Consider the following 23,313-nt stretch of genomic DNA (forward strand, 5'->3'; position numbering starts at 1 on the left):
TCGTTACTCGACGATCGGCTTGATGGTGAGCTTGTCCTCGTTGATCTCGTGCAGTGCGACGGACAGCGGCTTGTCGTCGACCGACGAGTCGACGAGCGGGCCGACGTTGTCGAACAGGCTGCCCTCGTGGAGGTCGGCGTAGTAGTCGTTGATCTGGCGGGCGCGCTTGGAGGCGAAGATGACCAGAGCGTACTTGGACTCGACCTTGGCGAGAACGTCGTCGATGGGCGGGTCGATGATGCCCTTGTTGCTGAGTGCCATGCGTGTAGTGCTCCTTGCAGGTTGTCGATCGATGGTGGTCGCAGGCGGCGACGGCGTCGAAAGGACGCGACGAAAACGGTCTACGGGCGCGACGGCGCCGCGCGGATCTTCATCAAGTCTACGACCTCGCGCGCCGCATCGGCCACGTCGGTGTTCACGACCCGGTGGTCGAACTCGTCCTGAGCGGCCAATTCGACCTTCGCCGTCTCGAGTCTGCGCTGCTGCTCCGCCGGTTCCTCGGTGCCGCGGCCGATGAGCCTGCGGACCAGCTCCTCCCAGGTGGGAGGGAGCAGGAAGATCAGCCGGGCCTCCGGCATCGCGGCGCGCACACTGCGGGCGCCCTGCAGGTCGATCTCGAGGAGGACGCTCTTGCCGTCTTCGAGCGCACGCTCGATCGGCTTGCGCGGGGTGCCGTAACGGTACGCGTTGTGCACCGTCGCGTATTCGAGCAGTTCGCCCTCCGCGATCATGCGGTCGAACTCGGCGTCGTCGACGAAGTAGTAGTTGACGCCGTCGACCTCGCCAGGACGGGGAGCGCGCGTCGTCGCGGAGACGGAGAGCAGCACATCCGGGTAGTTCTCCCGGATGTAGGTGGACACCGTTCCCTTGCCGACCGCGGTGGGCCCGGCAAGCACCACGAGGTGGTTCTTCAACCGGCCGGCCTTCGCCTCCCTGTCGATCAGGTAGTCGCGCAGGCGCAGGCGCTGGTGCCTGCCGAGGCCGCCCAGGCGCTTGGCGGGCGAGATGGCGAGGGTGCGCAGCGCATCCTGCATCTTGGTGGTGCCGATGGCAGGAACGCTGAGCAGGAACTCGGTGACCCGCAGCCGGCCCTCGACGCCGTCCGGCTCAGCGGTGGCGCGGTCGAGCACGGTGAGCGGCGAGAGCTCCTGACGGGCGATGGCGGCCTTCACGGCCGCCCGCGCGCGGCGTGCGGCGACCGCGGCCTGCGACGCCGCCGCACGGTCGACCTCGGGGGGCGCTGGACGATGGGATGCTGTCCCTCCCTCTGTCGTGCCCTGCCCCGATGTCGTGGTCTGACCCGATGTGCTGTGCCCTGATGTGCTCTGTTCAGCCATGGCTCGCCCGCACCTCCTCGGTGCGGCGCGCGATGGCATCGGCGAGGCCCGCAGGACCGGCGCCGAGCAGCCCGCGCGACTCGCTGACGATCACCCCACCGGCGAACGAGCCGAACAGCCGGGCGGCGTCGTGCACCTTCGCGCCCTGGTGGCCGAAGCCGGGCGCCAGAACGGGCACGGCGTTGAGGCCGGCCGCCGCAGCGATGTCGATGCCGAAGGCCGGAAGGTCGAGGGTCGCGCCGAGCACGAGCCCGACCGATCCGAATGCGCTGGGGGTCTGCGCCTGGTTGAACGATTGCACGTCTTCGATGATCGCACGCGCGACGGTGCTCCCCGCACGCGCGCCGTCCTGCACGACCGCCTTCTGGATTGCCGACGCCTCCGGGTTGGAGGTGGCCGCGAGCACGAACAGGCCCTTGCCGTTCGCCTCCGCCCGTCGCATCGGGTCGTCGATCGAGCCGACGCCCTGGAACGCCGCGATGGTCATCGCGTCCGCCTCGAGTGGAGCACCAGGGGTGAGCCACGCCTCGGCGTACGCGGTGACGCTGGTGCCGATGTCCCCGCGCTTCGCGTCGGCGATCACGAGCAGCCCTGCCGCGCGCGCCGCCTGGATCACCTCTTCGAGCGCCGCGTACCCCGCGGAGCCGTAGCGCTCGAAGAACGCCACCTGAGGCTTCACGATGCCTGCGCGACCCGTCGCCGCCTCGACGACGGCGAGGCCGAAGGCGCGCACGCCGGAGGCCGAGGCCGGAAGGCCCCAGCTCTCCAGCAGGTGCGCGTGCGGGTCGATGCCGACGCACAGGCGCCCGCGATCCGCGAAGACTCCGGCGAGCCGGTCACCGAAGCTCACGCGCGCGCTGCCCTCTCCACCGCGTACTGCTGCAGCGACTTCACGTCGAAGCCCTCGCGGATCGCGTCCACGGACGCGACGGCGGCGCTGAGCTCCGCGATGGTGGTGAACAGGGGCTTGTCCCCCGCCACCGCCGCAGCGCGGATCTCGTAGCCGTCCGCGCGGGCCGACCGGCCGCTCGGAGTGTTGATGACCACATCCACCTCGTTGCGGTTGATGAGGTCGACGATGGACGGCTCATCCACGTTCTCGGTCTCGCTGAACTTGCGGACGACGCGGGCGGCGATGCCGTTGCGGTTGAGCACCTCGGCCGTTCCCTCGGTCGCGAGGATCTCGAAACCGAGCTCGCGCAGCCGCAGCACGGGGAGCACGATCGAGCGCTTGTCGCGGTCGGAGACGGAGACGAAGGCGGTGCCGCCGAGCGGCATTCCGCCGTACGCGGCCGACTGGCTCTTGGCGAACGCACGCGGGAAGTCCTTGTCGATGCCCATGACCTCGCCGGTGGAGCGCATCTCCGGGCCGAGGACGGAGTCGACGACGTTGCCCTCCTTGGTGCGGAAGCGCTTGAACGGAAGCACGGCCTCCTTCACGGCGACGGGCGAGTCCATCGGGATGACCGACCCGTCCTGCTCGGGGAGCAGCCCCTCGGCGATCAGCCCGGCGACCGTGGCGCCCACCATGATGCGCGACGCGGCCTTGGCGAGCGGGATGCCGAGCGCCTTCGACACGAACGGCACCGTGCGGGAGGCACGCGGGTTCGCTTCGAGCACGTAGAGCACACCCGCGCCGATCGCGAACTGCACGTTCAGCAGGCCGCGCACGCCGATGCCCTCCCCGATCTTCAGCGTCGCGTCGCGCACGCGGTCGATCTCGCGGCGGCCGAGCGTGATCGGCGGCAGGGTGCAGCTCGAGTCGCCCGAGTGGATGCCCGCCTCCTCGATGTGCTCCATCACGCCGCCGATGTACAGGTTCTCGCCGTCGTACAGCGCGTCGACGTCGATCTCGATCGCGTCGTCGAGGAAGCGGTCGACCAGCAGCGGATGCGCTGGTCCCACGATGCCCTGACCTGCCACGCGCTCGAAGTAATCGGCGAGCGACGGGCTGTCGTAGACGATCTCCATACCGCGGCCGCCGAGCACGTAGCTCGGGCGCACGAGCACCGGGTAGCCGATCTGCTCCGCCACCTGCACGGCGCCGGGGAAGTCGAATGCGGTGCCGTTGCGCGGGGCGAGGAGTCCGGCGTTCTCCAGGATCTCCGCGAACAGGCCGCGCTCCTCCGCCAGGTCGATCGCCTCCGGCGTCGTGCCGAGGATCGGAACACCGGCAGCCTCCAGGCCCTTCGCCAGCCCGAGTGCGGTCTGGCCGCCGAGCTGCACGACGACGCCCACGAGTTCGCCGGTCTGGCTCTCCGCGTGGATGACCTCCAGCACATCCTCCAGCGTCAGCGGCTCGAAGTAGAGCCGGTCGCTGGTGTCGTAGTCGGTCGAGACCGTCTCCGGGTTGCAGTTGATCATGATGGTCTCGAAGCCGGCGTCGCTCAGCGCGAACGACGCGTGCACGCAGGAGTAGTCGAACTCGACGCCCTGGCCGATGCGGTTCGGACCTGAGCCCAGGATGACGACCTTGCGGCGGTCGCTCGGCTCCACCTCGGTCTCCAGGTCGTAGCTGGAGTAGTGGTACGGAGTGAGCGCCGGGAACTCGCCCGCGCAGGTGTCGACCGTCTTGTAGACGGGACGAACCCCCAGGATGTGGCGGATCTCGCGCACGTCGGCCTCGCCGAAGCCGCGGAGCTGACCGATCTGCGCGTCCGAGAAGCCGTGGTCCTTCGCATCCCGCAGTGTGTCGGTGTCCAGGGTCTCCGCGGTGCGGATCTGCTCCGCGACCTCGTTGATGAGGACGATCTGGTCGACGAACCACGGGTCGATCTTGGTGGCGTCGAAGACCTGCTCCGGCGTGGCTCCCAGGCGGAGCGCCTGCTGCACGTCCACGATGCGGCCGTCTGTCGGGGTCTGGATGCTCGTGAGCAGCTCCTCCACCGTGCGGTTCTCCTGGCCCCAGTGGAACGACGATCCGCGCTTCTCCAGCGAGCGGAGCGCCTTCTGCAGAGCACTCGTGAAGCTGCGGCCGATGGCCATCGCCTCGCCGACCGACTTCATGGTGGTGGTCAGCGTCGGGTCGGCGGCGGGGAACTTCTCGAACGCGAACCGCGGCACCTTGACGACCACGTAGTCGAGCGTCGGCTCGAAGCTCGCCGGGGTGACCTTCGTGATGTCGTTCGGGATCTCGTCGAGGCGGTAGCCGATGGCGAGCTTCGCCGCGATCTTCGCGATCGGGAAGCCGGTCGCCTTCGACGCGAGAGCCGACGAGCGGGAGACGCGCGGGTTCATCTCGATGACGATGATGCGGCCGTTCGCCGGGTCGACCGCGAACTGGATGTTGCAGCCGCCGGTGTCGACGCCGACGGCGCGGATGATGTCGATGCCGATGTCGCGCATCTTCTGGTACTCGCGGTCGGTCAGTGTGAGGGCGGGTGCGACCGTGATCGAGTCACCGGTGTGCACGCCGACAGGGTCCACGTTCTCGATCGAGCAGACGACCACCGTGTTGTCCGCGGTGTCGCGCATCAGCTCGAGCTCGTACTCCTTCCAGCCCAGGATGGACTCCTCCAGCAGCACCTCGCTGGTCGGGCTCTGGTGGATGCCGTCGCCGACGATGCGGCGCAGCTCCTGCTCGGTGTACGCGAAGCCGGAGCCGAGGCCGCCCATCGTGAACGAGGGACGGACCACGAGCGGGTAGCCGAGGTCCTCTGCGAACACGACGGCCTCCTCGACCGTGTGCGCGATGTGCGAGCGTGCGACCTCCGCGCCGGCCTCGATCACGAGCTCCTTGAAGATCTGGCGGTCCTCGCCCTTCTGGATCGCCTCGAACTTGGCGCCGATCAGCTCGACGCCGTACTTCTCCAGGATGCCGTGCTCGTGCAACTGGATGGCCGCGTTGAGCGCCGTCTGGCCGCCCAGGGTCGGCAGGATCGCATCCGGCTTCTCCTTGGCGATGATGGTCTCGATGACCTCCCAGGTGATCGGCTCCACGTAGGTGGCGTCGGCGAAGTCGGGGTCGGTCATGATCGTGGCGGGGTTCGAGTTCACCAGGATGACGCGCACGCCCTCCTCGCGGAGCACCCGGCACGCCTGGGTGCCGGAGTAGTCGAACTCACAGGCCTGCCCGATCACGATCGGGCCGGAGCCGATGACCAGGACGGAATTGATGTCGGTGCGCTTCGGCATTACTCGGACTCTCCCTGCGGTGCGTTTGCGCCGTTCTCCCGAGCAGTGATCATGTCGAGGAAGCGGTCGAAGAGGTAATTGGCGTCGTGGGGCCCTGCGGCCGCCTCTGGGTGGTACTGCACGCTGAACGCGTTCAGGTCGAGGCAGTTCAGCCCCTCCACCACGTTGTCGTTGAGGCTGAAGTGGCTGACCTCCACCTTGCCGAAACCGGCCGGGGAGTCGAAGACGCCCTCGATCGGCGCATCCACCGCGAAACCGTGGTTCTGCGCGGTGATCTCGACCCTGCCCGTGCGCTTGTCGAGCACCGGCTGGTTGATGCCGCGGTGCCCGAACGGCAGCTTGTACGTGCCGAGGCCGAGCGCGCGGCCGAGGAGCTGGTTGCCGAAGCAGATCCCGAAGTACGGGATGCCCGCCCTCAGCACCTCCTGCAGCAGCGCGACGTGCTTGCCCGACGCCTGAGGGTCGCCAGGGCCGTTCGAGAAGAAAAGCGCGGACGGCTGCAGCTCGAGCACATCCCGTGCCGTGACCATCTGCGGCAGCACGTGCACGTCGAGGCCTCGGGCTGCGAGGTTCTCGAGCGTCGACTTCTTGACGCCGAGGTCGAGCACGGCGACCGAGCCGACCTTCTCCCCCACCGCCGGAACCGTGAACGGCTCCGGCGTCGAGACCTCGGCGGACAGGTTGGTGCCCGCCATCTTCGCCGTCGAGCGCACGAGTTCGAGCTGCTCGCCGTCCGTGAGGTCGAAATCGTCACCGGAGAAGATGCCGGAGCGCATCGCGCCGGCCGACCGGATGTGCCTGGTCACCGCGCGCGTGTCGATCCCGCTGATGCCGACGACGCCCTGGGCGACCAGGTCGTCGTCGAGGCTGCGCTGGGCGCGGAAGTTCGACACGATGCGGCTGGGCTCGCGCACGACGTATCCGGCGACCCAGATCTGACGGGACTCCATGTCCTCGTCGTTCGTGCCCGTGTTGCCGATGTGCGGCGCCGTCATCAGGACGATCTGCCCCGCGTAGCTCGGGTCGGTCAGCGTCTCCTGGTATCCGGTCATGCCGGTGGAGAACACCGCCTCGCCGAACGTGCGGCCGACAGCGCCGTACGCGCGTCCGACATAGCGGGTTCCGTCTTCGAGGACGAGGACGGCTGGGTTCTGCTGCGCCACGTCACACCTCACTTTCCGTGCTGGTTCCCGCCTGAGACCCGGCGGGGAGAATGGATTCGACCGCGGCGACGACAGGCGCACGGTCGGCAGGGTCGACGACCCGGAAGAAGCTGTCCGCCGCCGCACCACCGCTGGTGGTCCAGGACAGCCGGAGCAGGCCGTCCTTCTCGACGACGCGGTCGATGGCGGTGGTCGCCGCCCCGAGGCCGCTGATCGCGGACACGGGGATGTAGACGGGCTGCTCGCCGGTGACGGCGATGGTCACGCCGTCCGCGGCGACGCTCACCGTCGCCCTGCCGCGGAAGGAGAGGCCGGGAAGCGCCAGGCGCTCCAGGTGCTCTCCGCCCTTGGTGGTGGCGACGTAGAAGCTCTCCGCGCTCGCGATCGGCTGCGACGGAGCCTGGCCCCGCGCATCCACCTGGGTCGCGTAGCCTCCGCCTGCCGGTCGGTCGCGTCGCACGCGTCGTCGCCAGCCCCAGACGATGAGCAGCAGCGCGACGACCAGGACGGCCGCGACGACCAGGGTGGGGACGAGCTTATCCACGCAGTGCCTCCTCGTGCTTTCCGGCGAATGCTCTGGCTCGAGCGGCGACTTCGTCCGCGGCGGCCACGACACCGTCGAGGACGGTCGGGTATCCGTGGTGGAAGGTCGCGACGACGCGGCCGGGCAGCGTCATCGACAGATACGGCGAGTTGACGCCCTTGCCTGCGAGGTCGCCGGCCGAGAACGCGCGGGATGCGGTCGGGTCGTAGAGCGTGAACTCCGCGGGCGCCCCCGCCTCGATGGCCTGACCGTGACCGGCCAGCCGTCCGATGCGCGCCGGCGTCTCGGAGAGCACGCGGGCGACGTCCGCCCAGTCGAGCATCCCGTTCTGCACGACCGAGGAGTGCACGACGGAGAGCGCCGACTCGAGGCCGACCATGCCGAACGCCGCAGCGTCCCACTCGCAGTCCTTCGCCTCGACGGGATGCGGGGCGTGGTCGGTGGCGACGATGTCGATGGTGCCGTCCGCCAGGCCGGCCCGCAGCGCCTCGACGTCCTCGGCGCGGCGCAGCGGCGGGTTCACCTTGAAGCGCGCGTCGTAGCCGGTGGCCAGCTCCTCGGTGAGGATCAGGTGGTGCGGCGTGACCTCGGCCGTCACGTCGATGCCGCGCGCCTTGGCCCAGCGGATCACATCGACCGAGCCGGCAGTGGAGACGTGGCAGACGTGCAGGCGGGAGCCGACGTGTTCGGCCAGGAGCACATCCCTGGCGATGATCGACTCCTCGGCCACCGCAGGCCAGCCGGCGAGCCCGAGCTCGCCGGACAGCGCGCCCTCGTTCATCTGCGCGCCGATGGTCAGCCGCGGCTCCTGCGCGTGCTGGGCGATCACGCCGTCGAACGCCTTGACGTATTCGAGCGCCCTGCGCATCAGCAGCGGGTCGGAGACGCACTTGCCGTCATCGGAGAACACCCGCACCCTGGCGCGGGAGTCGGCCATCGCGCCGAGCTCGGCCAGCCGCTCGCCCTCGAGACCGACGGTGACGGCGCCGATCGGGCGGACTGTCGCGTACCCGGCGGCGTCGCCGAGGCTGAGCACCTGCTCGACCACCCCGGCCGTGTCGGCGACCGGCGACGTGTTCGCCATCGCGAACACCGAGGTGAACCCGCCGGCCGCCGCGGCGCGCGTGCCGGTGAGCACGGTCTCGCTCTGCTCGTAGCCAGGCTCCCGCAGGTGCGTGTGCAGGTCGACGAGGCCGGGCAGGGCGATCAGGCCGTCTGCGTCGACCACCGTCGCACCGGCAGCCGACAGGCCGTTGCCGACCTCCGCGATCCTCGCGCCGTCCACCAGCAGGTCGGCGCGCGACCCATCGGCGAGCGTCGCACCCTCGATCACATACTTCTCGTTCACGCTACGTCCTCCCGATCTCCACCGGACAGCAGGAGGTACAGAGCGGCCATTCGCACGGAAACCCCGTTGGCCACCTGTTCCCTGACCGTCGAGCGGGGCGAATCCGCCGCCGCCGCCGAAATCTCCAGACCCCGATTCATCGGACCGGGGTGCATGACAATGCTACCGGTGCCGAGCCTGGCCAGTCGTTCGTCGTCCAGTCCCCAGCGGCGCGCATACTCCCTGGTGTTCGGGAAGAACGCGGCGTTCATCCGCTCGGCCTGGATGCGCAGCATCATGACCACGTCCGGGTTCGCGTCGATGGCGGCGTCGAGGTCGTAGCCGATCCGCGCCGGCCAGGTGGACGCATCCACCGGCAGCAGTGTCGGAGGCGCGATGAGCGTCACGTCGGCGCCCAGCGTCTCCAGAAGCCAGACGTTCGAGCGCGCCACCCGAGAGTGCAGGATGTCGCCGACGATCGTCACGGTCACGCCGTCGAGGTCGCGGCCACGGGATGCGGCGCCGTGCAGCCTGCGCCGCATCGTGAACGCGTCGAGCAGCGCCTGGGTCGGGTGCTCGTGCATCCCGTCGCCCGCGTTGACGATTCCGGCGTCGATCCAGCCGCTCGTTGCCAGGGTCTGCGGCGCTCCGGATGCGCTGTGCCGCACCACGACGGCATCCGCGCCCATCGCGGCGAGCGTCTGGGCTGTGTCTTTCAGGCTTTCGCCCTTCGACACGCTCGACCCTTTCGCGCTGAAGTTGATCACGTCGGCGGAGAGACGCTTGGCCGCCGCCTCGAACGAGATGCGGGTGCGGGTCGAGTCCTCGAAGAAGAGGTTCACGACGGTCTTGCCGCGCAGAGTCGGCAGCTTCTTGACCTCGCGCTCCTGCACGTCGGCCATGTCTTCCGCCACGTCCAGGATGCGGATGGCGTCGTCGCGCCCGAGGGTGCGGGTGGAGAGGAGGTGCCTCACGCGTCGGCCTCCGTTCCGTGCCCGTCGGAAACGGCGTCGGATTCGGCGTCGGCGTCGGATTCGGCGAGGCCGTCCTCGATGGTCACGGCCTCGTCCCCGTCGATCTCCGTCAGCAGCACGTTGATGCGCTCCGACGCGGCCGATGGCAGGTTCTTCCCCACGAAGTCCGCCCTGATCGGCAGCTCGCGGTGACCGCGGTCGACCAGCACGGCCAGCCGCACCGCGCGCGGCCTGCCCAGGTCGCTCAGCGCATCCAGTGCCGCCCGGATGGTGCGACCCGAGTACAGCACGTCGTCGACCAGCACGACGGTCTTGCCGTCGATGCTGCCAGGCAGAGACGTGGGGGCCGGTGTGCGCGTCGGGTTGCGGGAGAGGTCGTCGCGGTACATCGTCACGTCGAGCGCGCCGACGAGGTCGGCCGTCGAGGCGACCGCGTGCGGCTCGATCCGCTGGATGTTCTCCGCGATCCTCCGCGCGAGAACGACGCCGCGCGTGGGGATTCCCAGGATGATGAGATCGTTCGTGCCCCGGTTGGACTCCAGGATCTCGTGGGAGATCCGAGTCAACGCCCGGGTGATGTCAGCGTGTTGCAGCACTGTTCGCACTGTCATGCCGACCTCCTTCCCCGCCTCACTGGACGGCTGTTAAAGGATGTCTACCGGGGACGAGCATAGCAGCAGCGCGGGATGCACCGCGGCGCGCGCAGCTCAGTTCTTGGCCAGGAACGAGGTGAACGCAGCGGCGTCCGTGACTTTGCCGGGGAACTGCGTGCCGTTCACGAGCACGGTCGGCGTGCCCTGGATCGTGTCGAGCACCTTCTTGTCGTCGACCACGATGGGACCGGTCTGGGAGTGCGCGGTGTTCGCCTGCGCCCACGCCTGGTATGGCCCGCTGCGACCGAGGCAGCCGGTGATGTCGGTCAGCCCGCTGTCTGTCGCGAGCTTCGCCAGCTCGTCGTCGGTCAGCCCGTTGGAGTTCTCCTCCGGCTGGTTGGCGAACAGCGCCGTGTAATAGTCCAGCGCACCGTTCGGCTCCTTCACCGCGACGCAGGTGAGCGCGGCGGAGGCGCGTGTCGAATATCCGGTGCCGTTGGATGCGCGGTCGAGGAAGGTCAGCGGGTGCAGCCGAAGCGTGATCGTGCCGTCCGAGACGGCCTTCGCCAGCGTCTCGCCGTTGGTCTTCTCGAACTCGCCGCAGATCGGGCACATCGGGTCGAACCAGATGTCGACGTGCTTCGACCCCGTCCCTGCCTGGATGTATCCGCCGTCGAAGTTGACGGCGCCGTCCGTGCCCGTCGGAGCCTTCGCGGAGGCGACCGGCACCGGCGAATTCCCGCCGACGAGGGAGCAGGCCGCCGTGCCCGCCACGAGGGCGAGCGCGATGATGGCCGCGCCGAGGGTGCGCATCCCGGAGCGTCGCAGTCCTGGTCGTTCCGGGCCCTGTCGCCTCGTGCCTGGGTGTCGAACGGTGGGGGTGCTGCGCATGTGGTGGTGTTTCCTCGGTGGTTGCGGGGCCCGCTGGGGTTACTTGGGCTTGTTCTGGGCGATCTTCGCGAGCAGGCCGTTGATGAACCCGGCCGAGTCGTCCGTCGACAGCACGGTCGCCGCCTCGACGGCCTCCGAGATGGCGACGCCGTCCGGCACCTGCTCGTTGAAGAGCAGCTCCCACACGCCGATGCGGAGGATGGCGCGGTCGACGATCGGCATCCGCGCGAGGGTCCAACCCTGCGCGTACGTCTCGATCTGCTCGTCGATCTCGTCCTGGTTGTCGATGATCCCGTCGAGGATCTCGCGGGCGTACAGCCAGGAGGCCTCGCGCTGCGGCTCACTGGCCGCGCGCTCCGCCTCGGTGGCGAGTGCCTGGTTCAGCGCGATCTGCCGGACGTCCGCTCCGTAGAGCACGTCCAGAGCACGCTTGCGGGCTTTGGTCCTGGCGCTCATCTAGTCGTTGACGCGGCCGAGGTAGTCGCCGGTGCGCGTGTCGACCTTGACCTTGGTGCCGGTCTCGAGGAACAGCGGAACCTGGATCTGGTAGCCGGTCTCGACGGTCGCCGGCTTGGTGCCGCCGGTGGAGCGGTCGCCCTGCAGGCCCGGCTCGGTGTACGTGATCTCCAGCACGACGGATGCGGGGAGCTCGACGTACAGCGGCTCGCCCTCGTGCAGCGCGACGGTGACGTTCTGGTTCTCGAGCATGAAGTTGGCTGCGTCGCCGACGACGACACCCGAGATGGTGATCTGGTCGTAGTCGCTGGTGTCCATGAAGACGAAGCTCTCGCCGTCCTGGTACAGGTACTGGTAGTCGCGGCGGTCGACGTTGGAGGTCTCGATCTTCGACCCGGCGTTGAACGTGCGGTCGACGGTCTTGCCGCTCGTGACGTTCTTCAGCTTGGTGCGGACGAACGCGCCGCCCTTGCCCGGCTTGACGTGCTGGAACTCGATCACGGTCCAGAGCTGGCCGTCCATGTTGAGGACGATGCCGTTCTTGATGTCAGCGGTTGTTGCCATGCGTGAGTTCCGTTCGATTATGGGAGAAGATCCGGGTGGATGCACGCCGGAGCGTTCCACGGTGGCCGGCCGCGCACGATCGACGCGGCGGCAGCCTCAAGAGATTCTAGTTGTCAGGCGGCGTTTCGGCGAATGTGGGCGAGGGCGAGCCGGTAGGAGTCGAACCCGAACCCGGCGATCACCCCGCTCGCGACGGCCGAGATCACGCTGGTGTGCCGGAACTCTTCGCGCGCGTGCGGGTTGGACAGATGCACCTCGATGACGGTGCCTCCCGCCTTGGTCACGAGGGAGACCGCATCCCGGAGCGCGTACGAGTAGTGCGTCCAGGCGCCGGCATTGAGGATGACAGGGGCGCCGGAGTCGGCCGCCTCGTAGAGCCAGCGCAGAAGCTGCGCCTCCTCGTCGGTCTGCCGCAGCTCGATGGTCGTCTCCGGGGCATCGGACTGCAGGACGGCCTGGAGGTCGTCAAGCGTCCCTGCGCCGTAGACGTCGGGTTCGCGGGTGCCGAGACGCCCGAGATTCGGGCCGTTGAGGACGAGAACACTGCTCATGTCGAATCAGCCTACCGGCGCTTCGCCATCGCCGAGCGGACGCACCCGCACGGCCGACCACGTGTCGTCGACGGCGACGTTGCTGTTCGCCCGCCAGCCGAACGCGCCGGCCTCGCGCATGATCGTGTCCCTGTTGACCTCCGACCGGCCGCCCTTCTCGTACAGGTACCAGACCGCCCGAGCACCGCGCAGCGACGGCAGGTCGGCCGCGAACCGCGCCAGCAGCTCCTCACGGTCGTGCACGAACGTCACGGCGATCGATGCGTCGCCGCCTGCGTCTGTCTCCGTGGCGCCGTCCGGAAGGGCGCCGACCAGCGCGCGCTCCTCCCCCGCATCCCCGGAGATCCACACCACATCGCCCGGCTTGACCTGCAGCTTCTGCGCCACGGTTTTCTGCGCCGACGGCTTCTGCGCCGACAGCTTCTCTGGCCGCGCAGTCGGCTCCGACGCAGCGGTCACGACCCGATCTCCTGGTACGCCGCGAACAGCAGGCTCTGGTCAGGGCCGGCGAGGACGGTCGGCCTGGCGATGTCGTCGAGGACGATGAAACGCAGCAGGCTCCCGCGCGCCTTCTTGTCACGCTGCATCGAGGCGAGCAGCGTCTGCCAACGGCCGAGCGGGTAGCTGACCGGCAGCGTCAGGGACTCCAGGATGCGCCGGTGCCTGTCCACGACCTCGTCGCTCAGGCGACCGCTCAGCCGCGCGAGCTCTGCTGCGAACATCATGCCGACCGCGACGGCGGCGCCGTGCCGCCACTGGTAGCGCTCCGCGTGCTCGATCGCGTGCCCCAGCGTGTGGCCGTAGTTGAGGATCTCCCGCAGGCCATGCTCGGTGAAGTCCTCCCCGACGACCCGCGCCTTGATGCCGATGGAGAGCTCCACCAGACGGCGGAACTCCGGCGTCAGCGGGTCGGTCGCCCTGTCGACGTCGCGCTCGATGATGTCGAGGATCTCCGGCTCCGCGATGAAGCCGTACTTCACCACCTCGCCGAACCCGGCCAGGATCTCGTTGCGAGCGAGAGAGGTGAGCGTGTCGAGGTCGCAGATCACCGCGTCGGGCGCGTAGAAGGCGCCGACCAGGTTCTTGCCCTCTGCCGTGTTGATGCCGGTCTTTCCGCCGACGGCCGCGTCGACCATCCCGAGCAGCGTGGTCGGCACCTGCACGAGACGGACACCGCGCAGCCAGGTGGCGGCGACGAACCCGGCGAGGTCGGTGACAGCGCCCCCGCCGAAGCCGACGACGGCGTCCGAACGGGTGAAGTCGGCCTGCCCCATCACCTGCCAGCAGAACGCGGCGACCTCGACCCGCTTCGCCGCCTCCGCATCCGGCACCTCGGCGAGCAGGACCTCGTAGCGGCCGACCAGCGACTCGCGCAGGTCCGCCGCTGCCGCCCCGAGCGTCGGCGGGTGGACGATCAGCACCTTGGCCACACCGCTCCCGAGGTAGGACGCGAGTTCGGTGCGCAGACCACGCCCGACCACCACGGGGTACTGATTCTCGCCGGGGACGATGATCTCGGTCGGCTCGCCTCCCGTCGATTCGTTGCCTGCGGTCTCGGTCTCGTTGTCGTTGGCGGTCATCGCTGTCCTTCCTCGACCCAGGCTGCGATCTCTTCCACGATGGCGTCGATCGGCCTGTTCGATGTGTCTGCCGTGTAATCGGCGAGTGCTGTGTAGATGTCTGAGCGGGCCGCGACGAGACGTTTCCAGGATTCGACGTCGGTCACCAGCGGACGCTTTCCGCTGCCGATGCGCGACGCGATCGCCTCAGGGCTGACCGTGAGGAGCACCACCCTCGCTGCCGCGAGGTCGGCCTGGGTGTCGCGGTCGATGACCGCCCCGCCGCCGAGCGAGACGACCCCCGGCTCGCCGAGCGCGTTCGCGACGACCTCCCGTTCGATGGCCCGGAAATGCGGTTCTCCGTGCTCGGCGAAGATCGCGGGGATGGGTCCGTGCGCGGCGACGATGCGCGAATCCGTGTCGATGAACGGCACCTTCAGTCGCGCGGCGAGCCGCTTGCCGAGCCGGGTCTTGCCCGCCGCGGGCGGACCGATCAGGACGATGGTCACGGGCGCGGTCTTCAGGCGTACGGCGCCGAGAGGCGCTCCGTCGCGAGGTTCTGCGGGATCGCGTCGAGGTAGCCGCGCAGGTTGCGCGCCGTCTCTGCGACAGAGTCCCCACCGAACTTCTCCACGACCGCGTTGGCCAGCACGAGGGCGACCATCGCCTCAGCGACCACCCCGGCCGCCGGCACGGCGCAGACGTCGGAGCGCTGGTGGTGCGCGGCGGCGGCCTCGCTGGTGGCGATGTCGATCGTGCGCAGGGCGTGCGGCACAGTCGCGATCGGCTTCATGCCGGCACGGACCCGCAGCACGGTGCCCGTGCTCATGCCGCCCTCTGTTCCGCCGGCCTTGTCGCTCGTGCGGACGATCTCGCCGTCCTCCGCAACCAGTTCGTCGTGAGCCTCCGAGCCGCGGCGGGTCGTGGTGAGGAAACCGTCGCCGACCTCGACGCCCTTGATCGCCTGGATGCCCATCAGGGCTGCGGCGAGCTGCGCATCGAGCCTGCGGTCCCAGTGAACGTGCGACCCGAGTCCCGGCGGAAGACCGTATGCGAGCACCTCGACGACACCGCCGAGCGTGTCGCCGTCTTTGTGGGCGGCGTCCACCTCCTCCACCATGAGCGCACTCGTGCCCTTGTCGAAGCAGCGCAGCGGGTCGGCGTCGAGCGCGGCGACGTCGCTCGGCAGCGGAAGCGCGGAGCCCTCCGGCACCCGCACCGGCCCGATGGACAGGGTGTGGCTGACGAGCGTGATGCCGAGCTCGTTCAGGAACGACCGCGCGATCGCTCCGAGGGCGACGCGAGCGGCCGTCTCCCTGGCGCTCGCGCGCTCCAGGACGGGGCGGGCCTCGTCGAACCCGTACTTCTGCATCCCGACCAGATCGGCGTGCCCTGGCCGCGGGCGGGTGAGCGGTGCGCCGCGGCCCCCGGCGAGCTTCTCCTCGTCCACCGGCTCCGCGCTCATCACATCGACCCACTTGGGCCACTCGGTGTTCCCGATGCGCAACGCGATCGGGCTGCCCAGGCTGAACCCGTGCCGGACACCGCCCGAGATGTCGAGCGCGTCCTGCTCGAACTTCATGCGCGCACCACGCCCATAGCCGAGCTTGCGGCGCGCGAGATCAGCGCGGATGGCGTCGAGGGAGACGGGCACCCCAGCGGGGAGCCCCTCGAGGAGGGCAGTGAGTTCGGGGCCGTGGGATTCCCCGGCCGTGAGCCAACGAAGCATGGTTCGATTCTGGCACAGCGCGCAGTGGCCTCCCGGCCGTGTGACACTTCCGTGGACAGCTCAGGGAGCCCCCGACCTGTGGAGGGATCGGCGCGGCGTCAGCCCTCGAGCGGCGCGGCCTCAGCCCTCGAGCGGCGCGCCGTCAGCTTTCAAGCGGCGCGCCCGTCGCGTCGATCCCGACCGCGTCGAGCATCGCGGCCAGCACGGCGTCCTCGCCATCCAAGGGCTGCAGCGGGTCGCCGGAGACGAAGATGCGCACCTGCAGGAGGGCCTGATGCGCCAGCAGGGCCAGCCCGGAGACCACGTGCCCCCCGACGGCGTTCCAGGACCGCCCGAGCACACTCGGCCACGGGTCGTACGAGACGTCGAAGAGAACCGCCCGGCGCCGCGTCGAATCGGTGTAGAGCGCATCCGTCGTCGCCCCGCCCGGCAGCGTGCTGATCACCAGATCCGGCACGTCGAGCGACCGATCGGCCTGGCTCAGCGGACGGATGCGCACCATCAGTCCGAGCTGGTGCGCGAGCGGCTCCAGCCACACGCTCTTCTCCAGCGAGCGGACGTAGATGTCGACCTTCTCCGCACCGAGCTCTGCGGCGGCGACCAGCGCGGACGCCGCCGTCGCTCCGCCGCCAAGGATGTGCACGAAGTGCGCGCTCTCCAGCCCGGCGGCGGAGAGCGCCCGCACGAAGCCTGGCACATCCGTGTTGAACCCGCGCGCGACGCCGTCGTCGTCGAGCAGGACCGTGTTGGCGCCGCCTGTCTGCTCTGCGACCCTGTCGATCTCGCCGAGCAGCGGGATCACGGACCGCTTGAGCGGCATGGTGAGCGAGAGCCCCCGCCACTCAGGGCCGCGGCCGTCGATGAAGTCACCCAGCGTCTCGGATGTCACGTCGACGGCCTCGTACTCCCAGTCCAGGCCGAGCACGTCGTACGCGGCGCGATGCAGGGCCGGCGACTTCGAGTGATCGATGGGCGAGCCGAGGACGGCGAGCGTGCGGGCGACGGGCTTGGCAGCCTTCGGCTTGCTCGCCTTCGCCTTCGACGCCTGCGGCACCTCCGGTGCCTGTGGCGCCTCCTCCGTCGGCTCCTCCGCAGGCTCCTCCAGTTCGACCGCCTCCGCCGCCTCCGCGACCGCCGCCTCTTCCGCTTCGGCTTCCCGCTCGGCCTCGACGATGGCCGCGATCGACGCTTCGGCCGCCGCCTCCGACACGCCGTCCTCCTCGGCCGCTCCGTCTGGCTGGTTCACGCCGCGTGCATCACTCATAGCCGGGGTTGTCCCTCATCCACTGTTGCCATTTCTCGACCGCGGCGTCATGCTCCTCCACGGTCGTCGAGAAGATGGTCTCGCCTGTCTTCAGATTCCACGTCACGAAGAACATCCACGGGCCGTCCGCGGGATGGATCGCCGCGTTGATGGCGAGGTCTCCCGGGTTCGAGATCGGCCCGACCGGCAGCCCGGCGTGCACGTAGGTGTTGTACGGGTTGCCGGCGTCCGCGCGCTCCGCATCGGTCGTCGTCACCGTGTGCGTGTTGCCTGTTCCGTATGCGACCGTCGCGTCCGACTGCAGGTCCCAGCCCTGTGCGAGCCGGTTCAGGAAGACCCGCGACACCTTCGGATAGTCCGGTGCCAGACCTGCCTCGCGCTGGACGATGGATGCGAGCACCACGGTCTTCCACCGGTCGGCCGGGGCCACCCCCGCCTCGTCGAGCGCTTGGAAGCTGCGGTCGACCATCGTCTTGATCGCATCGTGCGCCGTGATCCCCGGCGTGAACGTGTATGTCGCGGGGAACAGGAAGCCCTCGAGCGTCTTCGCCTCAGCCGGGACGCCGTACTCAGCCGGGTTCGCGGCCGCCGCCTGCAGTTCGGCCAGCGGGAGCTTGGTCGCGTCCGCCACGATCGGCAGAATGTCTTTCTCCGCCGTCCCCTCGGGGATGACGGCGGTGTTCTCCATCTTCGACGAAGGGTCCTGCAGCGCGATCAGCGCGGCCTGCGCGCTCATCTGTTTGGCGAGCTTGAACAGGCCGGGCTGGAAGTTCACCTCCGGCTTCTGCCGCAGCAGGAGCGTGTAGAACGCCTCGTAGCTCTTCGTCACGCCCTTCTTGGCGAGGTTGTTCGCGATGTCGGAGCCGCTGTCGCCTGATTTGATCGAGAACAGCACCTCGCCGGTGCCGCTGCCGGAGTAGTCGTTGTCCACCGGCGTGATCGCCTGGACGAGCTTCGCGACCTGCGGCTGGAACACCGCGTACGCTCCCCCGATCAGTCCGCCGAAGATCGCGACGATGATGAGGGTCACCCACAGCCCCTTGAGGCTGCGCTTCTTCTTGGGCGGCTCGGTGTGCGACAGGTAGTGCTGCTGCCGCCAGACCAGCGGAGAGTCCTTCTGCGCATCCGGAGCGTGCTCCGCGTCCACTGAGTCGTGCTGTGCTGTCAGTTCCTCGAACGTCGCGAACGGGTCGCTCGTCACAGCCTCTGGCGCGCCCTCGGCGGCTTGGCCACGCGCAGCGATGAAATTCGACCGTCGCGCGCCGACAGTCTCACGCTCGCGCTCGCCTTCGCTGATGTCCGCGAGCGCGTCCGCGTGCTCATCCTGCTGCAGCCGCTGCGATGCGATGGGTCCCGTGATCACACTGTCGAAATCGAGAGGAGGCGGCGTGGCCGGTGCCGACGACGCCTGACCCGACGGTGTGCCACTCTGCGTATCCGCGCCGGACTCTGCGGCGGCCGCGGCCTCCCTGGCCTTGGCCTCGCGACGGGTGAGAGGCTGCCTGTTCACCGAGGGGAAAGACGGCGGAGCGGGCTGGCCGTCCGGCTGGCTGGTTTCGCCGTGCCCCGGGGTGTGAGGGTTCTGCGACAAACTAGGGTCCAATGTTCGGTTCAACGGGTGTGCCCGGCGGACGGTCTGTTGCGCGCTCCGCGTCGAGGGCGTGCTGCAAAATTATCGTGGCAGCCACCTGATCCACCACCGGACGCGCGCTTTTCGAGTTCTTTCCCGACGCTCTGAGGGCCGAATGGGCCGAGACGGTCGACAGTCGTTCGTCCACCAGCCGAACCGGCACACCCGCCTCCGCGACGAGCGCCTCAGCGAACCCGACAGCGTCAGCCGTGGATGCGGTGTGGCCGCCCGAGAGCGCCAAAGGCAAACCGACGATAATCTCGAAAACTCCGAGTTCCGTCACAATCTCCGCGATCCTACGCCGATCCGCAGCATCTTCGGAGCGTGGCACCGTCTCCACCGGCGTCGCCAGCATCCCGTGCAGGTCGGACCTGCTCACGCCGATCCTGACCTTCCCGACGTCGATGCCGAGGCGCACTCCCGAGCGCACGGCGCCCTAGCCGCCGATCGCCGACGTCACCGCACTGAGCGCTGCCGGGATGGCGTCGACGTTCGTGCCCCCGCCCTGGGCGAGGTCCGGCTTGCCGCCTCCGCCTCCGCCGAGGACACCGGATGCGGTCTTCGCCAGAGCTCCGGCGTTGACGCCGGCATCCCGTGCGCCCTGGTTGGTGGCGACGATCACGACCGGCTTGTCGCCCGCGCGCGCCGCCAGAGCGACGACAGCGGGGTCGGAGCCCAGACGCTCCCGAACCGTGGTCGCCAGGAGGCGCAGGTCGTCGGCCGAGTTCAGCGTTCCCGCGTCGCTCGCGACGACGGTCACCGAGCCGTGACGGGATGCGGACTCCAGCAGCGCAGGCACCTTGTCGAGCACAGCGCGCGCCTCGAACGCGGCGATGCGCTTCTCGGCGGCCTTCAGGTTGTTGAGCAGGTCGGCGATCTTCTCCGGAAGCTGCTCGCGCGGCGTCTTGAGCGACCCGGAGAGCTGGGACACGATCGTTCGCTCCACGGCGAGATCGCGGAACGCCTCGAGGCCGACGAGCGACTCGACGCGGCGGTTCGTGGAGCCGACGGACGACTCGCTCACCAGGTTGATCATGCCGATCTCGGCGCTCGACGCCACGTGCGTTCCCGCGCACAGCTCACGCGACCACGGGCCGCCGATGTCGACGACGCGCACGGTCTCGCCGTATTTCTCGCCGAACAGTGCCATCGCGCCGAGCGCTTTTGCCTCCGCAAGCGGCAGCTCGCGCGTCGTCACCTGGAGGTTGTCGCGGATCGCGTTGTTCGAGATCTCCTCGATCTCGGTGCGGGTCTCCGGCGACAGCGCCTGGTTCCAGGAGAAGTCGAGACGCAGGTAGCCCGCCTTGTTGAACGAGCCCGACTGGTGCGCGTTGGAGCCGAGCACCTGACGGAGCGCCGCGTGGATGATGTGGGTGCCGGAGTGCGCCTGGCGCGCTCCGCGACGGTAGTCCTTGTCGACCAGCGAGGTCGCGGGCGAGCCGACGCCGACCTCACCGCTGCGCACGAACACCTTGTGGCTGATCAGCCCCTTCACCGGCTTCTGAACGTCGAGCACCTCGAGTTCGTAGCCGGGGCCGACGATCGTGCCCGCGTCCGCGTCCTGTCCACCTGACTCGGCGTAGAGCGCCGTCGCGCCGAGGATGACCTCACCGATCTGCCCCTCCGTCGCCTTGTTCACCGACGCACCGTCGACGATCAGGCCCAGGATGCTCGACTCGGTCTCCAGCTCGGTGTACCCGGTGAAGACGGTCTCCCCCTGCGAGCGGAACGCGCTGTAGACGGAGAGGTCGGCCAGCGCCGTCTTCTTCGCCTTCGCATCCGCCTTCGCGCGGGAGCGCTGGTCGGCCATCAGACTGTCGAACGCGGTGCGGTCGACGCTGAGACCGGCCTCTTCCGCCATCTCCAGCGTGAGGTCGATCGGGAAGCCGTACGTGTCGTGCAGCAGGAACGCCGTGTCGCCCGCGAGCTGATCCTTGCCGGCCCGCTGCGTGTTCGCGACAGCAGTGTCCAGGATGCTCGTGCCGGCGACCAGGGTGCGGAGGAAGGTCTCCTCCTCCGCGTATGCGAGCTGCGCGATGCGCGCGAAGTCCGCATCGACTTCCGGGTATGCGGCCTTCATCGCGTCCCGCGACACCGGGAACAGCTCGGGGAACGTCGCCGCCTCCACGCCGAGCAGGCGCATCGCACGCACGGTGCGGCGCAGCAGACGGCGCAGGATGTAACCGCGGCCCTCGTTCGACGGCGTCACGCCGTCCGACATCAGCATCAGCGCGCTGCGCACGTGGTCGGCGATGACGCGCAAGCGGACATCGTCATCGTGCACGGCGCCGTACTCTTTGCCGGCGAGCTGGGCGGCACGGTCGAGCACAGGGCGCACCTGGTCGATCTCGTACATGTTCTCGACGCCCTGCTTGAGGAACGCGACGCGCTCGAGACCCATGCCGGTGTCGATGTTCTTCTTGGGCAGGTCGCCGAGGATCTCGAAGTCTGCCTTGCCCGTGCCCTCGCCGCGCAGGTACTGCATGAAGACGAGGTTCCAGATCTCCACGTACCGGTCGTCGTCTGTCGCGGGACCGCCATCGATGCCGTACGCAGGACCGCGGTCGAAGAAGATCTCCGAGCACGGGCCCGCCGGACCTGGCTGACCGGTCGACCAGTAGTTCGTGTCGCGTCCGAGACCCTGGATGCGCTCATCCGGGAGCTGGGCGACGCGCTTCCAGATCTCCCGCGCCTCGTCGTCCTCCTCGTACACGGTGACCCAGAGGTCCTTCGGGTCGAAGCCGAGCCCGCCGTCGGACTCCGGCGTCGTCAGGAGCTCCCAGGCGTACGTGATCGCCTGCTCCTTGAAGTAGTCGCCGAAGGAGAAGTTGCCGCACATCTGGAAGAACGTGCCGTGCCTGGGCGTCTTGCCCACCTCTTCGATGTCCAGCGTCCTGATGCACTTCTGCACGCTCGTCGCACGCGGGAACGGAGCAGGGACCAGACCGGTGAGGTACGGCACGAACGGGACCATTCCGGCCACCGTGAACAGCAGCGACGGGTCGTCGCTGACCAGTGAGGCGGACGGGACGACGGTGTGACCGCGCGTGGCGAAGAAGTCGAGCCAGCGGCGGTGGATTTCAGCAGTCTGCATGGTTTCCGAGCGGTAGAGAGCGGTAAGTCGGTGGGAGAGGGGTCAGTCGCCGTCGATGGCGGAGCGGATCTCCGCCTCGCGCTGGCGGTAGCCATCGGAGACGGCCTCGCCGAAGTCGCGCGCCTTCTTGTCGATGCTGCTGAAGAACTGACGCCCCTGCGGGGTCTCGTTCACCTTGTGCGCGACGACGAAACCGATCGCGACGCCGACGACGAGCCACAGAAAACTCTTCATGTCCTGATTCTCCCTCGATGGATACGACGCGGGCGCCGACGAGCTGTCGGCGGTCTCCCGCGCGCCTCGGTCAGTTTAGTCGGTGGTCGTGCGGGAACGTCGAGAGCCCCGCGTCCACCCGAAGGCCGCGCGGACGGCCGCGCTGAACCCGGCGAGCTTGATGAGCGGACCCCCCACCGTCGCGGCGAACAGCGAGACGAGGGCGGACACGTTGCCCGTCACATCGGCGACATTCCTGGTGATGACGTCCACGCGCGCCAGTTGTTTGTTGGTCTCGTGGATGGTCGTTGCCGTCTCGTCGAGGATCGGCGTGATGCCGTCGCTCGCCTCCTTGATCGCATCCCTGGTCTGGTCGAGCACGCGACCGAACTTCACCAGGGGGATCGCGATGAATCCGACGAGCACCGCGAAAACGCCCGCCGCGATCAATCCTGCGATATCGCCACCGGACACGAGGCCACCTTCCATTCCGCCAACGGCATACAGCTCAAGCGTAAACCCCGTGGAGCGCGCGAGGGGCGTCCTGCGGGAAAACGACGGCAGGGGCCGTGGCTGATGCCACGACCCCTGCCGTTCAGAGCGCTGTGCTTAGCGAGCCGCGTAGTACTCGACGACGAGCTGGACTTCACACGTCACCGGGACCTCGGCGCGCTTCGGGCGACGCACGAGGCGCGCCTGCAGCTTGTCGAGCTCGACCTCGAGGTAACCGGGGGTCTTCGGCAGGACGTCGACGTGTCCGCCTGCTGCTGCGACCTGGAACTGCTCCGTGCCCTCCGAGCGAGCCTTGACGTGGATCAACTGACCCGGCTTCACGCGGAACGAGGGACGGTCGACGATCTGGCCGTCGACGAGGATGTGGCGGTGAACCACGAACTGACGAGCCTGCGCGGTCGTGCGGGCGAAGCCTGCACGCAGCACGAGGGCGTCGAGACGCATCTCGAGGAGCTCGACCAGGTTCTCACCGGTCAGGCCCTGGGTGCGACGTGCCTCTTCGAACGCGATGCGGAGCTGCTTCTCGCGGATGCCGTACTGGGCGCGCAGACGCTGCTTCTCGCGCAGACGAACGGCGTAGTCCGAGTCGGCCTTGCGCTTGGTGCGGCCGTGCTCGCCGGGGGCGTACGGACGCTTCTCAAGGTACTTCGCCGCCTTCGGGGTCAGGGCGATGCCCAGCGACCGCGAGAGGCGGGTCTTGCTACGGGTACGTGACTTGGTAGACACGATTTCCTTTCGGTTGTCTCTCTAACAATGAACGCAGGCACACATGTTCGT

24 protein-coding genes are annotated in these 23,313 nt (G+C 68.8%); all 24 read right to left on the reverse strand.

Annotated features, from left to right (window positions below):
• Nucleotides 1-3 precede the first annotated feature (3 nt).
• The gene (gene rpoZ / locus ACYVGI_RS07840; RefSeq protein ID WP_055894129.1) at nucleotides 4-261 is read right to left on the reverse strand and encodes a DNA-directed RNA polymerase subunit omega; all 258 of its coding nucleotides are present in this window, start codon (nucleotides 259-261) and stop codon (nucleotides 4-6) included.
• Nucleotides 262-341: 80 nt separating this feature from the next.
• A complete protein-coding gene (gene gmk, locus ACYVGI_RS07845; RefSeq protein WP_460632060.1) occupies nucleotides 342-1,337 on the reverse strand; it encodes a guanylate kinase in 996 nt (331 codons plus the stop codon).
• Nucleotides 1,330-2,187, reverse strand: coding sequence for an orotidine-5'-phosphate decarboxylase (gene pyrF / locus ACYVGI_RS07850; RefSeq protein ID WP_460632061.1), 858 nt, complete (start codon nucleotides 2,185-2,187; stop codon nucleotides 1,330-1,332). Before pyrF ends, gmk begins: the two co-directional genes overlap by 8 nt.
• Nucleotides 2,184-5,471 carry a carbamoyl-phosphate synthase large subunit gene (carB, locus tag ACYVGI_RS07855; protein WP_460632062.1) on the reverse strand — a complete coding sequence of 1,096 codons (3,288 nt, stop codon included), beginning with the start codon at nucleotides 5,469-5,471 and terminating at the stop codon, nucleotides 2,184-2,186. Before carB ends, pyrF begins: the two co-directional genes overlap by 4 nt.
• On the reverse strand, nucleotides 5,471-6,634 hold the full coding sequence (gene carA, locus ACYVGI_RS07860; RefSeq protein ID WP_460632063.1) for a glutamine-hydrolyzing carbamoyl-phosphate synthase small subunit: 1,164 nt from the start codon (nucleotides 6,632-6,634) through the stop codon (nucleotides 5,471-5,473). The genes carB and carA overlap by 1 nt, the downstream gene beginning before the upstream one ends.
• A gap of 1 nt (nucleotide 6,635) precedes the next feature.
• A complete protein-coding gene (locus ACYVGI_RS07865; protein ID WP_460632064.1) occupies nucleotides 6,636-7,178 on the reverse strand; it encodes a PH-like domain-containing protein in 543 nt (180 codons plus the stop codon).
• Nucleotides 7,171-8,526, reverse strand: a complete 1,356-nt coding sequence (locus tag ACYVGI_RS07870) for a dihydroorotase (protein WP_460632065.1) — start codon at nucleotides 8,524-8,526, stop codon at nucleotides 7,171-7,173. The genes ACYVGI_RS07865 and ACYVGI_RS07870 overlap by 8 nt, the downstream gene beginning before the upstream one ends.
• Nucleotides 8,523-9,479 carry an aspartate carbamoyltransferase catalytic subunit gene (locus ACYVGI_RS07875; protein ID WP_460632066.1) on the reverse strand — a complete coding sequence of 319 codons (957 nt, stop codon included), beginning with the start codon at nucleotides 9,477-9,479 and terminating at the stop codon, nucleotides 8,523-8,525. The genes ACYVGI_RS07870 and ACYVGI_RS07875 overlap by 4 nt, the downstream gene beginning before the upstream one ends.
• On the reverse strand, nucleotides 9,476-10,090 hold the full coding sequence (pyrR, locus tag ACYVGI_RS07880; protein ID WP_460632067.1) for a bifunctional pyr operon transcriptional regulator/uracil phosphoribosyltransferase PyrR: 615 nt from the start codon (nucleotides 10,088-10,090) through the stop codon (nucleotides 9,476-9,478). Before pyrR ends, ACYVGI_RS07875 begins: the two co-directional genes overlap by 4 nt.
• Before the next feature lie 96 nt (nucleotides 10,091-10,186).
• The gene (locus ACYVGI_RS07885) at nucleotides 10,187-10,963 is read right to left on the reverse strand and encodes a DsbA family protein (RefSeq protein WP_460632068.1); all 777 of its coding nucleotides are present in this window, start codon (nucleotides 10,961-10,963) and stop codon (nucleotides 10,187-10,189) included.
• Between the two features lie 39 nt (nucleotides 10,964-11,002).
• Nucleotides 11,003-11,419 (reverse strand): transcription antitermination factor NusB, encoded by a 417-nt coding sequence (nusB, locus tag ACYVGI_RS07890; RefSeq protein WP_055894151.1) that lies wholly within the window; start codon nucleotides 11,417-11,419, stop codon nucleotides 11,003-11,005.
• On the reverse strand, nucleotides 11,420-11,983 hold the full coding sequence (gene efp / locus ACYVGI_RS07895; RefSeq protein WP_460632069.1) for an elongation factor P: 564 nt from the start codon (nucleotides 11,981-11,983) through the stop codon (nucleotides 11,420-11,422).
• A gap of 113 nt (nucleotides 11,984-12,096) precedes the next feature.
• Nucleotides 12,097-12,534 (reverse strand): type II 3-dehydroquinate dehydratase, encoded by a 438-nt coding sequence (locus ACYVGI_RS07900; protein WP_460632070.1) that lies wholly within the window; start codon nucleotides 12,532-12,534, stop codon nucleotides 12,097-12,099.
• Nucleotides 12,535-12,540: 6 nt separating this feature from the next.
• Nucleotides 12,541-12,993, reverse strand: a complete 453-nt coding sequence (locus tag ACYVGI_RS07905; RefSeq protein ID WP_460632071.1) for a hypothetical protein — start codon at nucleotides 12,991-12,993, stop codon at nucleotides 12,541-12,543.
• Complete coding sequence (aroB, locus tag ACYVGI_RS07910; protein ID WP_460632072.1) at nucleotides 12,990-14,114, reverse strand: 3-dehydroquinate synthase; 1,125 nt, start codon at nucleotides 14,112-14,114, stop codon at nucleotides 12,990-12,992. Before aroB ends, ACYVGI_RS07905 begins: the two co-directional genes overlap by 4 nt.
• Nucleotides 14,111-14,602 (reverse strand): shikimate kinase, encoded by a 492-nt coding sequence (locus ACYVGI_RS07915; RefSeq protein WP_460632073.1) that lies wholly within the window; start codon nucleotides 14,600-14,602, stop codon nucleotides 14,111-14,113. Before ACYVGI_RS07915 ends, aroB begins: the two co-directional genes overlap by 4 nt.
• A gap of 11 nt (nucleotides 14,603-14,613) precedes the next feature.
• Nucleotides 14,614-15,822 (reverse strand): chorismate synthase, encoded by a 1,209-nt coding sequence (aroC, locus tag ACYVGI_RS07920; protein ID WP_460632074.1) that lies wholly within the window; start codon nucleotides 15,820-15,822, stop codon nucleotides 14,614-14,616.
• Between the two features lie 142 nt (nucleotides 15,823-15,964).
• Nucleotides 15,965-17,086, reverse strand: a complete 1,122-nt coding sequence (locus tag ACYVGI_RS07925) for a shikimate dehydrogenase (RefSeq protein ID WP_460632075.1) — start codon at nucleotides 17,084-17,086, stop codon at nucleotides 15,965-15,967.
• Nucleotides 17,079-18,596, reverse strand: coding sequence for an endolytic transglycosylase MltG (mltG, locus tag ACYVGI_RS07930; protein ID WP_460632076.1), 1,518 nt, complete (start codon nucleotides 18,594-18,596; stop codon nucleotides 17,079-17,081). Before mltG ends, ACYVGI_RS07925 begins: the two co-directional genes overlap by 8 nt.
• An 82-nt stretch (nucleotides 18,597-18,678) precedes the next feature.
• Entirely contained in the window at nucleotides 18,679-19,146 is a 468-nt protein-coding gene (gene ruvX / locus ACYVGI_RS07935; RefSeq protein WP_460632077.1) for a Holliday junction resolvase RuvX, read from the reverse strand.
• Nucleotides 19,147-19,152: 6 nt separating this feature from the next.
• Nucleotides 19,153-21,810 carry an alanine--tRNA ligase gene (alaS, locus tag ACYVGI_RS07940; RefSeq protein ID WP_460632078.1) on the reverse strand — a complete coding sequence of 886 codons (2,658 nt, stop codon included), beginning with the start codon at nucleotides 21,808-21,810 and terminating at the stop codon, nucleotides 19,153-19,155.
• A gap of 42 nt (nucleotides 21,811-21,852) precedes the next feature.
• Nucleotides 21,853-22,044 (reverse strand): hypothetical protein, encoded by a 192-nt coding sequence (locus tag ACYVGI_RS07945; RefSeq protein ID WP_055894169.1) that lies wholly within the window; start codon nucleotides 22,042-22,044, stop codon nucleotides 21,853-21,855.
• A gap of 75 nt (nucleotides 22,045-22,119) precedes the next feature.
• Complete coding sequence (locus ACYVGI_RS07950; protein ID WP_460632079.1) at nucleotides 22,120-22,497, reverse strand: DUF948 domain-containing protein; 378 nt, start codon at nucleotides 22,495-22,497, stop codon at nucleotides 22,120-22,122.
• A gap of 135 nt (nucleotides 22,498-22,632) precedes the next feature.
• Complete coding sequence (rpsD, locus tag ACYVGI_RS07955; protein ID WP_055894174.1) at nucleotides 22,633-23,262, reverse strand: 30S ribosomal protein S4; 630 nt, start codon at nucleotides 23,260-23,262, stop codon at nucleotides 22,633-22,635.
• Nucleotides 23,263-23,313: the final 51 nt, after the last annotated feature.

Source organism: Leifsonia lichenia (assembly GCF_054780215.1).